Below are 12,159 nucleotides of genomic sequence, written 5' to 3'. Positions count from 1 at the left end.
GGTACAAGACGCGCGACTTTACCATAACGTAATACTGGCCTTATCGCTTGGTTCATTAAGCTAGGTGTTTGGTTATTGGTTTTACTCGCTGGAATGACTTTGATTAGGTTATCTTCTAACGCCAGCGCAACGCCATTGACTTGTAATACTTCTTCGACTAGGCCAAGAAGACGTATCGGTTCTACGGGTTGGTTGACTCGCATGGTGATGGGTGTTTGCGTTTTTTGCAAGATCGGTGTCAACCACATAATTCACGCCAAGCACATCACCTAAAGCAAGGTTAATGAAATGATTGAGCGGTAGACCGTCTGCATTGAGGCTGACTGGTTCTTTAGGTAAGCCAAGTAAGTGTTCTGCATTGCTGTCACTTTGCGATGCATGTAATAGCGGTGCTGAGCGAATGGCGGTATTCACTTGGACAAATTTGCCATTTCCTTGCTGCGGATCTGGTATTTTTTGCTCATCCCCTCCAATGACTGTGACTGAGTTTTCCTCGCTGTTTACTGGCGGTGTGGTATATACGTTAGGAGGAAGGGGAGCAAAGCTAGCACAACCAGCCATAACGCTGCTGAGTATTAATGCTATCAAGGCTTTCTGATGTCGTCTTTCCATCATAAATAGGCCGTTCATTATGGGGTTATTTCCTCTTGGTTTGGTAACTCTTCTTGGGGTGCAACGTCACCGACAGGGAATAGCTGCCACTGTTTTTCAGCCCCACTTAGATCAGTCGTCGTTGATCGATTTCCCATGATTGAGTCTAATCGACCAATAGATGGGTTAAACTCACCTTGCGAAAGTGCAATGCGTTGATCATGACCTACAAAAACGGCATAGGTGTGTTTCCCTTGGGTTACAATGCTGACCATTACAAAATCGTCTGCTTGTTTGGTTTGGGCTTTAGTTTGCTTCGCTTGTTCATCCGGAACTGGCTCTTTTTCTTGGCTTCGAATGACTCGATCAACGTTGAATATATTTCCGCTCGGAACTGTGGGTAATGCCTTGCTTGCAACGCTTTGATAACCCGCTACAGCAATTAAATTGTCGCTGGGTGTTCCCGGCGTTAGGTGCAGGTAAGTGGTGACTAAGCTGACAAAGGCAAGACACGCGGCTCCTAAAATAATTTTGGGTTGTCCTATCACTGCTGCGATCTCATTTTTAGGTCTTTCATAGGTAACTGTCGATAGCTGCGAAGATCAATGGCGATCTCATAGTTGGGCTCTGTTTGGTTACGAGTGCTGCGCCCTTGTTTTATTTCAATCGAGGTTGGCTCGATGATGGTACGGTTATTCGCTAGAGCGTAAAGCATATAAAGGATGTCATCTGATGTACCTTCTAGCCGCCATTGAGACTCTACTTTTTCGCCTAGCCACGGATAGATAGCCGGTTCACCAAAACGTCGCCCACTGAATTTTAAACCAAAGGGACGATATATTTTTTCAAACTCATTAACCTGCACTGAAATAGCGCGGTTATTGGTACGCTCGTTGATCAGCTGTTGTTCTGCCAATTTATAAGCTGAGTTCAGCTGAGTAAGTGACTGTATGATGATGTCACTACTGGTTTCGAGTTGAATCAGCTTTTCTAATTGCAGTGTTTTTTGCTCTAACTGTTCAACGGTCTGCGAACGCCATTGTGTATATGGGTTAATCACTAACCACCACATAAAGATGAACACAAAAAAGAACCCAGCCCATTGCACAACTGGGCTTGCTAGTTCATCTTTTAGATTAGACTCTTGCAATAACTGAGTTAACTTTTCCATTTATTAGCCTCTAGCAGGATTAACTCGGCACGAAACTCTTGTCTGTCATCATTAACTGGCACCACTTCACCCAGTAAGCGTGCGACTTTAACCCCTTGTAATGATGATAAGGTTTCTAATAACCCCAGTGAATCTTGAATTGTCCCTTGCACAATGACACGATCAGACTTATATGTGAAACGCTCTATTACTACATCTTTCGCCAATTGTATTGTCATTTGCTCAAGCAACTGTACTGGTATGGTCTGGCGAAGTTTTGCTTGTTCAATTTCAGATAATACTCGACGCGTGTCTTGTGCATTGCTACGTTGGCGCTGAATTTGAAAGGTGGTTTGCTGTAATTGGGTTATTTGATCTTCTATTTGGCCTTGTTTAAAGGAAACCAGCGAAGCATCAACTGCCATATAAGCGGTCAATACAACCAATAATACCAGTAATGTGCGCCAATATTGCCACGGGTTATCTAGGTCAAACTGATTACTGCATTTGCCTTCTGCTATCACCGCTGAACGCGGTGCAGGGTTTGATTGACTTAGCGATATACCTTGCAGCAGAATATGTTCTTGCTGGTTAGTAAATACGTGCTGCTGTTCGTTAATTCGTTGCGCTACGGTGCGCTGGTGCAGTGGGGATAACATAGGGTACAACTGGTCTATAACTTTACCCGCTTGCCACGTAATCGCCCAAGATTGACTCGTGATACCTTCTCCTTCACTGTCCTCACTATAAAGTAATATACCTGATGTTGTGTTTACCTTGGCAAGCTCACATGCCATTGCCGGAATGATATGTGTGACGGGTTGCGAAAAGGCAATTTTGCTTTTATCCCAAAACCATACCGCAACTTGCCAACGATCTTGTATTTTGTTGATCCACAAGTGGCTTTGATATTCGGGCCAGTCAATCAGTTGTTCCAATTCATTGGCAATACACTGGCGTATTTCATTTTGTGGAATAAGCTCGGTTTGGTAATAAAATACCTTAAAGAGACAAGCCGACTGGGGGACTAGCCCAATAATTTTATCCCAACGACGTGCCTTTTTGGCTGTTGTTGGCCCAAAGCGACTTTGCGCTGGCCATACGTACCATTGCCTTTGTAATTTATGTATCAACTTATTGCCTATGGTTGTATTGGGGTGAAATAACGATATTGGTCTGGAAAATACCATGATATTCGAGGCACCGGAAGTGAGTAGACGTATATCTCATATTCACCTCTGGCTTTTACACCTTGATATTGAAAGCGAATTGTGTAATCAACGCCGGGAGACATGCTTCCTTCACCAAACGTCATGCCTAATGATTGGAATGAGCTTTGAACGGCACGCCAATTTGCATTGGCTTTTAATCTATCTAGCCGCTCTATATCATCTGCGGTAAACCCATATAATATTTGCAACAAAATATCTGGTGTTGCTGCGTAGTTTAGGTGATCTTGCCCACTGAGCGTGAGTAAATCTCTTAAGCCAAATTTTGGCAAGTTGATTAACGCTTCCACCTCAGTAGTTTGAGTTTCTTGGTCGACTATATTCCAGCGTCCATTATATATTTCGGGTGTGATACTAGGGAGTAGCATAAGTTCGTCTAAGCTACGAAAAAGGGCTTTTCTCGGTATTATGGTTTGATTAATCGGCACTTCCCCACCCGGTGTTTGCCAGTCAATGATCGCTTGGGTAGTATTAACATCAGAACCTGGGCCTAAGTAATGACGAAATAGCTCGGTTAGTAACTTTCTGTCCATAAAGCGTAAGCTTAATAGCCCTGCTTGGTCTTGAATGGATACCCAAACATCATTAGACAATTTAACGGGGGTTCCATCTGTCAGTAGCAGTGTATTGCCTAGCTGATACGCCCCCGGTTGTTGCTCTCCGGCAAGCATTGCATACATGACTCGCTGTTCTGCATTGTGAATCTCTAGCCTTGCTTGCCATTGATCTCGCATCTGCTCTGTCTCGGCAAGTTTGTTTCTATCTCTCACCATGACGACACTTGCCATGGCGGTTAAGATGGCGAGAATAATTAGGGTAAGTGGCAAGATAACGCCTTGCTGGCTATGAATATTTTTCATCTAAAATACACTGAGTCGCGTTTCTTGGTTATAAGCCGCTATTTTGGTCGGTAAATAAAACTGCCATACGTATTCCTTATTATGACGAGTAAAGTGTAATTTTACAGTTTGTGGTGTGCTTTGCTCAAATCGAGCATCATATTCCTGATACCATAGTCCTTCTGGACGTGGCGCAAATGTATTGTATTTGATTTCCCACGGGGTTGCTTCTTGACGCGGGGCTAAATAGTATTGCCATTCGAATGTTTGAATATCCTCTAGCAATGTCAGTGTATTTGAGGCTATCGCTTGTTGCGGTATGTTAAGGTAAGGGTCACTATACGGCCACTGGCGAAAGACTAATCGACGCAATCCGTTGCTTTGGTTCTCTAGTGTAAGGCTGACACTCGCGTATGTGCCTGGTCCAGAAATTATCGGTGCATTACTAATAAATGATACGTCATTGGCTGTGCCTAAGAAATGTGGCGCTTCTGTACCATAGGAAATCTGAAATGTAGCGCCATTCGCTTGGCTAAAAAGCTGTTGTAACCATTGTTTTCTCTGAAATAGTTGGTAGTTTTGGTTTGACGATTTCATTGCGCGATCCCACTGCAGGCGACCTTGCTCTAGCCCCACCAAAACCAATGAGACAACTGAAGAAAAAACTACCAGTACGACAAGGACTTCAATAAGAGTAAACCCTTGCATTAACCTGTTAGCGCGAGACACCTTTTTTCCATCCCATGTGTTCAAATTCAAACTGGCTCTCTTTGTTAGCTTCTTGGTAGCGGATGTTTATTTGGTATATTTGTACATAATTTGGGTTTGTTCCATCTTCACTGCGTACGTTAAGTAATGGGCTTATTGGAGTCGCCTGCCACTGAAACGTAACCTGTCCTTGTACACCAACCCCTTGTTGCTCTTGAGATGGATTAATATGAGATAAAGACATAAATATCGACTGCTCCACATCAACTCGATGCTGCGTTTGATTGATACGGTTAGCCGTGATTCCTGACTGTTGAAACATTTGGAAAATAACTGAAAAACCTGCCACTAAAATAGCAAGGGCAACAAGAACTTCTATTAATGTAAATCCAAAGTGACTTCTACTCATCGATTTAACGCTGAACAATTTTAACGGTTCCATCTGGCGTACTGATCTCTATTTTCCAATGTATACCTTGCGGTTGTACTTGCAAATTAATGGCTCCGCCTTTAGTAAAACCATCAGCACGAACAATAATCACATCACTCTCTTCAAGCAAGAGCTTATGATTTGCTGCCAGTTGTTGCCAGCTTGAGTTTTTCTGGTCAAAAATGAAGTTTTCTCCATGCTTACGCAGTAATACTGCTCTATCACGCACTTTCCCCAAAAATTGTTCAATCTGTTGTTGTTGGGAGAAGCGGGTGTATTGCCCCCAAAGCTGAGGAACCGCAATAGCACTCACTGCACCAAGTAGTGCTAATACAACAAGCAGCTCTATCATCGTAAAGCCTTTTGGTTTATAACCTATGACCTTAAGTGACTTACAGGGCATTATTTAATGCCTACATCTTGGTCTTCACCTTCACCACCTACTTTGTTATCTCGCCCCAATGTGTAAAGTGCAAACTGATAGTTTGGTTTAAGTTCATAATGATAAGCGCGACTCCAAGGATCAAGTGGCATTTCTTTGGCCAGATATGGGCCGTTCCACATGGTTGAGTCTCCGGGGTTTTCCATCAGTGCCATAAGGCCTTGTTCTGTACTTGGGTATTCCCCCATGTCTAACCGATAGGTATTTAACGCTGAGGTTAATAACTCAATTTGTGCACCTGCTACTTTGGTTTTTGAGGAACCCACTTGGTTAAATAGCTGTGGGCCTACTAACCCAGCAAGCAAGGAGATAAGAACCAAGACGACTAACAGTTCGATTAGCGTAAAACCACGCGGTTTGGGATTATGCATTTTATACCTCTTTATAAGCTGATATTGTTCACCGAGATAATGCCCGATATCAGTACGATCATAATACTACCGACAATTCCCCCCATGATGACAATCACTAAGGGCTCAAGTATGGTAAGAATTTGTTTCAAACCTTTAGAAAGACGACGCTCGTATAGGTTATGTATTTCTCTAAAGCATGGAACTAATGACGCCCCCGCTTCGCCAGTGTGAATTAAGCGGATCACCATCGGTGGAAATACATGATATTCGGCAAGGGAATCCGCTAATCCTTTACCTTCACGAACTTTTATAACGACATGGTTGAGGCGCTTTCTTAACGATAGATCTGAAATGCTATTGAGTGTGATTTCAACCGACTCAACAAGTTCCACTCCAGACTGCAAAAGTTTTTGCATACTACTGGAAAATTGCACTATGTTCCATGAGTCAATTAAACGACGAAACATGGGTATCAAGCATAAAACTTGCATTGTGTATTCTTTCAGGTTGCCATATTTTGCACTGTAATAAAGGCCTCCGATTATCGCTGATATAAATATCAGAATCACTGTCAGGTTATTATTCAAAAAAGCAGAAATGTCGAGTAATGTTCCTAATGCTCCGGCGTCACCTGTGCCTTGAACCATGTTTTCAAAATTTGGGATCACATAAAGGAACATGAAGAATATGGTCGCCACACAGACAATAAGTAAAAAAGCTGGGTAGGTTAGTGCTGATTTCACTTCACCGACTAACTTTTCCTCTCTTTCTATCCGCTCTGAAATACTAAACAAGGCATCCCCTAGCTGTCCACTGGCTTCACCTAAACGGAGCATTGATGAGACGTAGTAAGGGAAATAGTCTGGCTGGGCAGCTATCGCCTCAGATAAGCTAGAACCACTTTCGATATCACTATGTAGCCTTTTTAAGACTTGTACCATGTGTTTATCTATGCTGTTTTCTAAGAGCGAGTTAATGCACAGGTCAAGTGGCATACCACTCTCACGCAATGTAGCCAACTCTCGTAAAGTTGTAATCAAGATTTCACGACTGAGTTGCTTGGCACGACTTGAACGTTGCTCTGTTAGCATGACAACTTGTTTTTGTTGATGCTGTAATTGCCGTTTTGCCTGTTGTTCATTTTCGGCTTGTAACCAACCATCGAGTAAAGAACCATCTTTTCGGCGGGCGACATATTTAAACTGCTTCATGATCCATCCTTTAACCGACGACTCGTAATACTTCTTCTAGTGTGGTTTCTCCCAATGCTGCCCGCATTAGGGCATCTTGGCGAAGGTTGCGCATATTTTGCTTTTCGGCTACTTGTTGTAGCTCCGCCATTTCAAGTTCGACGGTTTCTTCTTCAGACCATCCTAGCAACTCAAAAATGGCTAAACGTCCGTGATAACCGGTACCATTACAATGATCACATCCCTTTGCTTTGTAAAAGGTTATTTGTTCAGGAAGTAGGTCACCCCATCGGTTATGAACGTCTTGATATCCAAGTGATAGGGCGGTTTTCTCACCGTGATGGTCTACTTCTCGACAATATAGGCAGAGTTTGCGTACTAACCGTTGTGCCATCACCCCCACAACTGTTGATTTGATGAGATAATCCGGAATACCGATATCTTTCAAACGAATAAAACTACTTGGGGCATCGTTAGTATGCAATGTTGATAGTACAAAGTGCCCGGTTAATGCTGATTGAATGGCAATTTGAGAGGTTTCTTTGTCTCGCATTTCACCAATGAGGATGATGTCTGGGTCTTGTCGTAGCGCGGAACGTAAAACATGGGCAAAGCTAAGACCAATGTCAGAATTAACTTGGATTTGAGTTAAGCCTTTCATTTGATATTCTACCGGGTCTTCTACTGTGATGATTTTTGTTTGATCATCGTTTAATTGCCCTAATAATGTATAAAGAGAGGTGGTTTTACCACTCCCCGTTGGGCCTGTGATGAGAAAAATACCCGTTTTTTTGCTTAAAATATCTTGCACGATCTGTTTTTGATCCGGCAGCATACTCAGTTCTTTACTTTGTTGGCCTTGGCTCTGTTTTTCGTTTGCCAATAAACGGAGTACTGCATTTTCACCATATACGGTCGGGGTTGTCGCTACCCGAATATCTACTTGTAAACCGGATAGCCGCACTCGAATTCGACCATCTTGAGGGAGCCGCTTCTCTGAAATATCTAACCCTGCCATCAATTTAATACGAGAAAGAATCGCTGAATGCTGCGCCATACCAGGCTGATCTACCGTACGCAATACACCATCTACTCGGTAGCGTACTGAAAATTGTTGTTTATTGACCTCAAAATGAATATCTGAAGCGTTTTCTTTAATCGCACGTTGAATGCATTCGTTGACAAACTTAACAACTGGCGCTGAACTGCTATCTTGCTCGGTTAACGTGGTCGCGGTACTTTGCTGTTCATCTATTGTAGAAAGCAGTTGGCGTATCTCGTAGTTTGAGCATAATACAGGAACGACATTAAGTTGATGAGTTCTCAATATAGCTTCAAATACAAAGTCGTCCCAAACATCATTTTGAGCAACGTAGAGATTGTTTTTATCGATGAAAAGAGGAAAAGCTTGCCGCTGTTGCCACCAGTCAGCCGGAAATAAAGAAAGCGCCAACTCCGATGGCGGTAAATCTCCACCATAGTGTTTTTCTAATACATCAGCGAGTAGTGGTAACTCCAGTTGTTCACTAAGTGCACTAAGGATATCTTGCTCCGAACACAATCCGTGTGATACGCATAACTCTCCAAAACGAGCACGTTTACCTATCGGAGCTTGCTCTTGGAGTGCAATGATTTGTGCTATATCTTCATCCGAGATCAGTTGCTTCTGTTTTAGTCGCTCACCTAACAGCATGATTCCCTCATTTAACGTGTATTATAAAATATCCGAAAAGCTTGGACGTAAACGGATAAAAAATTGATAAGTCACCGCGGCTAATAGTGCACTGATGGTGCCTAATGTTAATAATTGCCATAAATCGGGCTGTTGCCCGTAGAGTATGCTGCGAATAGCGTCAGCAACTGGACTTATTGGATTAAAATAGAGCATCTTAGCAAGTTCCTCGGGCGCTGATTGTGCAGAGAAAAAGACCGTACTGGTAAACAGCAATACTGTAATAACAACGGGTATCATTTGCGAGACATCTTTGATGAACAGACCAAGTGCAGAGACTAAATATGCAATGGCACTTAATGTTAACAGATAAACGAGGAGTACAAAGGGAAGGTAGATGATGTGGCTATAGTCGACAATGTAATGGTTAAACGCCCCATAGGCAAACGCCAATATTAAACCAAATAAATAGTTAACTCCGGCACTGCAGACTGAAATCATCGGCAACATTGCTACCGGAAAACGGACTTTTTTAACAAGATTGCTGTTGTTTCTGATCACATTACTTGTGGTGGTTAATACTTCTGCCATATAAGTGTGAGTTAGGATACCCACGAAGAGCATGAGTCCATAATCTGCTTGCTCGGTGGCTGTTAAATGCCATTTTGCTTTAAAGACCGTAAGAAAAACGGTTGAATATATGGCGAGCATCATCAAGGGGGTGACGAGATTCCAGAAGAAACCAAGTAGTGTGCCTTGATATTTTGCTTTGACTTCTCGACGCACCATGGTGCGGAAAAGCTGTCGATTTTCTTTGCTTGGAAACATAGTTTAGCCAAATATTTGCGAGTCGGTTGTATTGATACTGCAATAAAGACAAGTATCCTATTGGTTTACTAATTGCTTTTTCGACTAGGTGTTTTTGCTTTCAAATGAGGGGCGGATGATACGAAATCTAGGCTTAGTTTGCACTGTTATTTGTGTACTGTTTTATTTCAGCAATCCGTTGCTTTCTATTCGTAGTCCATCTTAACCTGTGCTAGCTTTGATCACTTATGGTTGACCCAACCTACTGCAATAGCCATTGGAAGTAGGGACGATTCATTCTTGCTTAGTTTGTGCATGCCTCTCAAATACCTAAACCATTTGCAATGGAGATAGGTGGTTTACAGGCTGGTTAATTTATCCAATTTCGCTAAATGAGATACCTTTCTTATCTTTTGCTGATAATGAAGGCTCACCGTCTAATTGCCAATCAATCGCCAATACAGGGTCATCCCAACGAATACAACGCTCATGTTCAGGTGCGTAATAGTCTGTCGTTTTGTATAAAAACTCTGCCACATCAGAAAGCACACTAAAGCCGTGTGCTAATCCGGCTGGCACCCATAACTGGCGTTTATTTTCTGCGCTTAAGTTGACGGTCACCACTTGGCCAAATGTCGCTGAATCCGGGCGAATATCGACCGCAACGTCCACGACCTCCCCCATAACACACCGCACCAACTTACCTTGCGCTTGTTGCTCTTGATAATGAAGGCCTCGGACAACATTTTTAACTGAGCGTGAATGGTTATCTTGGACGAATTGTACTTTTTGGCCTATTGCCTGTTCGAAACGTTCATGATTGAAGCTTTCAAAAAAGAACCCGCGTTCATCACCAAACACTTGGGGTTCAATGATGAATACGTCGGCAATTTGGGTTGGGATCACTTTCATGTTTTACTCCGCTTCTAACAGCTTTAATAGATATTGGCCGTAAGCATTTTTAGACAATGGCCCTGCACATTGCTTAAGCTGCCGTTGGTCAATAAATCCCATTCGATAAGCGATTTCTTCTGGACAGGCAACTTTTAACCCTTGGCGATGTTCAATCGTTTGAATGAAATTGGTCGCCTCTATTAAACTTTCGTGAGTGCCAGTATCTAGCCATGCGTAACCCCGTCCCATTCGTGCGACAGAAAGCTGCCCAGTTTCGAGATAAATACGGTTAAGGTCAGTAATTTCTAATTCACCGCGAGCGGAAGGCTTTAAGGATTTAGCATACTCCACAGCATGCTCGTCATAAAAATACAACCCTGTTACTGCAAAACTACTCTTAGGATCAGAAGGCTTTTCTTCTAAAGAAACAGCGACACCTTGATTATCAAACTCGACAACACCATAACGCTGCGGGTCATGCACATGATAAGCAAAAACTGTTGCACCGGATGACTGGTGATTCGCGATAGTCAATTGCTGTTGTAATGAATGACCATAAAAAATGTTGTCTCCTAGTACCAAGACGCTGGGCGCACCATTTAAAAAGTTTTCGGCAATAATAAATGCTTGTGCTAATCCATCCGGAGATGGCTGGATTGCGTACTGCAATTGTAGGCCCCATTGGCTTCCATCACCTAGCAGCTGCTCAAATCTTGGAGTATCTTGAGGAGTACTAATAATTAATATTTCAGTAATACCCGTCAGCATAAGCGTGCTTAATGGATAATAGATCATAGGCTTATCATAAATAGGAAGCAGTTGTTTGCTGACTGCCATTGTCACCGGATAGAGACGAGTTCCAGAACCTCCGGCGAGAATAATGCCTTTACGTTGGGGGGTTATCATGGCTATGTTATTTCTCTGTTATTTCATGAAGCATACGCTGGACTCCGTTTTGCCAATGTGGCAATCGGTAGTTAAACGTGTTGATAAATTTTTGGGTAGACAAACGTGAATTATGTGGGCGTTTGGCTGGTGTTGGATACGCACTGCTATCAACCGGAGTTACCTCGGTCACTTGTAAAGCCATTTGATTCTGTTTTGCAAAATCAAATACATACTGTGCATAGTTGTACCACGTGGTTTCTCCGCCAGCAACGAGATGATATAAACCAGCCACCTGCGGTTGTTGTAAGGCAACCAAAATAGAATGAGCGGTACAGTCAGCCAATAATTCTGCAGAGGTAGGGGCACCAAATTGATCATTAATGACTGTTAAATGGACGTGGTTCTGCGCTAGACGTAACATGGTTCGGGCAAAATTGTTCCCTCGCGACGCGTAGACCCAGCTGGTTCTAAAAATAAGGTATTTTGAGCAATGACGCTGAATCGCTTGCTCTCCCACAAGCTTACTTTGCCCGTAGATATTTAATGGCGCTGGCATATCTTCTTCAGACCACGGCCTATCGCCCGAACCGTCAAAGACATAGTCAGTTGAGTAATGTACTAGCCAACAGTCAAGTTGTTGAGCAACTTTTGCAATAGCCTCAACTGTTTGGGCATTAATTTGAAAAGCGAGTTTACTCTCACTTTCTGCCTTATCAACCGCTGTATGGGCTGCAGCATTGACAATCACTGTTGGTTTTATATTTAATAATGTAGCGATGAGCTTTTCAGGTTGTGTAAAATCACCACAACCCTCTTGGCTATCGAAATCAAGAGAGACTACCTCACCCAAGTAGCTGAGAGAGCGCTGTAATTCCCAGCCAACCTGACCATTTTTGCCTAACAAAACAATTTTCATTATCTATAGTTCATTATATTGTACGTATTAAACCTATCTTCTTCCGACTT

15 protein-coding genes are annotated in these 12,159 nt (G+C 42.8%); all 15 read right to left on the bottom strand.

Going from position 1 to position 12,159, the window contains the following annotated elements:
* Positions 1-108: 108 nt before the first annotated feature.
* The 15 genes from AACR75_RS02650 to rfbD all read right to left on the bottom strand — a co-directional run bounded on the left by AACR75_RS02650 (position 109) and on the right by rfbD (position 12,109).
* A complete protein-coding gene (locus AACR75_RS02650) occupies positions 109-630 on the bottom strand; it encodes a hypothetical protein (RefSeq protein WP_231564171.1) in 522 nt (173 codons plus the stop codon).
* Positions 630-1,139: a hypothetical protein gene (locus AACR75_RS02645; protein ID WP_047688553.1), complete on the bottom strand. Its 510-nt coding sequence runs from the start codon at positions 1,137-1,139 to the stop codon at positions 630-632. Before AACR75_RS02645 ends, AACR75_RS02650 begins: the two co-directional genes overlap by 1 nt.
* Positions 1,136-1,762, bottom strand: coding sequence for a hypothetical protein (locus AACR75_RS02640; protein ID WP_047688551.1), 627 nt, complete (start codon positions 1,760-1,762; stop codon positions 1,136-1,138). The genes AACR75_RS02645 and AACR75_RS02640 overlap by 4 nt, the downstream gene beginning before the upstream one ends.
* Positions 1,750-2,874: a hypothetical protein gene (locus AACR75_RS02635; RefSeq protein ID WP_231564170.1), complete on the bottom strand. Its 1,125-nt coding sequence runs from the start codon at positions 2,872-2,874 to the stop codon at positions 1,750-1,752. Before AACR75_RS02635 ends, AACR75_RS02640 begins: the two co-directional genes overlap by 13 nt.
* 8 nt (positions 2,875-2,882) lie before the next feature.
* The gene (locus tag AACR75_RS02630; RefSeq protein WP_047688547.1) at positions 2,883-3,830 is read right to left on the bottom strand and encodes a hypothetical protein; all 948 of its coding nucleotides are present in this window, start codon (positions 3,828-3,830) and stop codon (positions 2,883-2,885) included.
* Positions 3,831-4,538, bottom strand: a complete 708-nt coding sequence (locus AACR75_RS02625) for a prepilin-type N-terminal cleavage/methylation domain-containing protein (protein ID WP_231564169.1) — start codon at positions 4,536-4,538, stop codon at positions 3,831-3,833. It lies immediately after the preceding gene.
* Positions 4,525-4,926, bottom strand: a complete 402-nt coding sequence (locus AACR75_RS02620; protein WP_231564168.1) for a type II secretion system protein — start codon at positions 4,924-4,926, stop codon at positions 4,525-4,527. The genes AACR75_RS02625 and AACR75_RS02620 overlap by 14 nt, the downstream gene beginning before the upstream one ends.
* Before the next feature lie 4 nt (positions 4,927-4,930).
* Positions 4,931-5,350: a prepilin-type N-terminal cleavage/methylation domain-containing protein gene (locus tag AACR75_RS02615; protein WP_081989692.1), complete on the bottom strand. Its 420-nt coding sequence runs from the start codon at positions 5,348-5,350 to the stop codon at positions 4,931-4,933.
* Positions 5,350-5,760 (bottom strand): type II secretion system major pseudopilin GspG, encoded by a 411-nt coding sequence (gene gspG / locus AACR75_RS02610; protein WP_047688541.1) that lies wholly within the window; start codon positions 5,758-5,760, stop codon positions 5,350-5,352. The genes AACR75_RS02615 and gspG overlap by 1 nt, the downstream gene beginning before the upstream one ends.
* 11 nt (positions 5,761-5,771) lie before the next feature.
* Entirely contained in the window at positions 5,772-6,953 is a 1,182-nt protein-coding gene (locus AACR75_RS02605; protein WP_047688538.1) for a type II secretion system F family protein, read from the bottom strand.
* Between the two features lie 10 nt (positions 6,954-6,963).
* Positions 6,964-8,625 carry a GspE/PulE family protein gene (locus tag AACR75_RS02600; RefSeq protein ID WP_047688535.1) on the bottom strand — a complete coding sequence of 554 codons (1,662 nt, stop codon included), beginning with the start codon at positions 8,623-8,625 and terminating at the stop codon, positions 6,964-6,966.
* A gap of 21 nt (positions 8,626-8,646) precedes the next feature.
* Positions 8,647-9,432: an ABC transporter permease gene (locus AACR75_RS02595; protein ID WP_047688532.1), complete on the bottom strand. Its 786-nt coding sequence runs from the start codon at positions 9,430-9,432 to the stop codon at positions 8,647-8,649.
* Positions 9,433-9,786: 354 nt separating this feature from the next.
* A complete protein-coding gene (gene rfbC, locus AACR75_RS02590) occupies positions 9,787-10,323 on the bottom strand; it encodes a dTDP-4-dehydrorhamnose 3,5-epimerase (RefSeq protein ID WP_047688529.1) in 537 nt (178 codons plus the stop codon).
* Between the two features lie 3 nt (positions 10,324-10,326).
* A complete protein-coding gene (gene rfbA, locus AACR75_RS02585; protein ID WP_047688527.1) occupies positions 10,327-11,211 on the bottom strand; it encodes a glucose-1-phosphate thymidylyltransferase RfbA in 885 nt (294 codons plus the stop codon).
* 7 nt (positions 11,212-11,218) lie between these two features.
* Positions 11,219-12,109, bottom strand: a complete 891-nt coding sequence (gene rfbD, locus AACR75_RS02580; RefSeq protein WP_047688524.1) for a dTDP-4-dehydrorhamnose reductase — start codon at positions 12,107-12,109, stop codon at positions 11,219-11,221.
* Between the last annotated feature and the right edge of the window lie 50 nt (positions 12,110-12,159).

This window comes from Vibrio sp. ZOR0018, assembly GCF_963865925.1.
GTDB classification, from domain to species: domain Bacteria; phylum Pseudomonadota; class Gammaproteobacteria; order Enterobacterales; family Vibrionaceae; genus Vibrio; species Vibrio anguillarum.
Note: the sequence above shows the minus strand (reverse complement) of the source record. Positions and strands in the feature narration are given on the sequence as shown.

Coding starts and splice junctions, on each gene's coding strand:
- AACR75_RS02650 (WP_231564171.1), bottom strand. CDS start 630: ATGAACGGCCTATTTATGATGGAAAGACGACATCAGAAAGCCTTGATA.
- AACR75_RS02640 (WP_047688551.1), bottom strand. CDS start 1,762: ATGGAAAAGTTAACTCAGTTATTGCAAGAGTCTAATCTAAAAGATGAA.
- AACR75_RS02630 (WP_047688547.1), bottom strand. CDS start 3,830: ATGAAAAATATTCATAGCCAGCAAGGCGTTATCTTGCCACTTACCCTA.
- AACR75_RS02620 (WP_231564168.1), bottom strand. CDS start 4,926: ATGAGTAGAAGTCACTTTGGATTTACATTAATAGAAGTTCTTGTTGCC.
- AACR75_RS02615 (WP_081989692.1), bottom strand. CDS start 5,350: ATGCCCTGTAAGTCACTTAAGGTCATAGGTTATAAACCAAAAGGCTTT.
- gspG (WP_047688541.1), bottom strand. CDS start 5,760: ATGCATAATCCCAAACCGCGTGGTTTTACGCTAATCGAACTGTTAGTC.
- AACR75_RS02605 (WP_047688538.1), bottom strand. CDS start 6,953: ATGAAGCAGTTTAAATATGTCGCCCGCCGAAAAGATGGTTCTTTACTC.
- AACR75_RS02600 (WP_047688535.1), bottom strand. CDS start 8,625: ATGCTGTTAGGTGAGCGACTAAAACAGAAGCAACTGATCTCGGATGAA.
- AACR75_RS02595 (WP_047688532.1), bottom strand. CDS start 9,432: ATGTTTCCAAGCAAAGAAAATCGACAGCTTTTCCGCACCATGGTGCGT.
- rfbC (WP_047688529.1), bottom strand. CDS start 10,323: ATGAAAGTGATCCCAACCCAAATTGCCGACGTATTCATCATTGAACCC.
- rfbA (WP_047688527.1), bottom strand. CDS start 11,211: ATGATAACCCCCCAACGTAAAGGCATTATTCTCGCCGGAGGTTCTGGA.
- rfbD (WP_047688524.1), bottom strand. CDS start 12,109: ATGAAAATTGTTTTGTTAGGCAAAAATGGTCAGGTTGGCTGGGAATTA.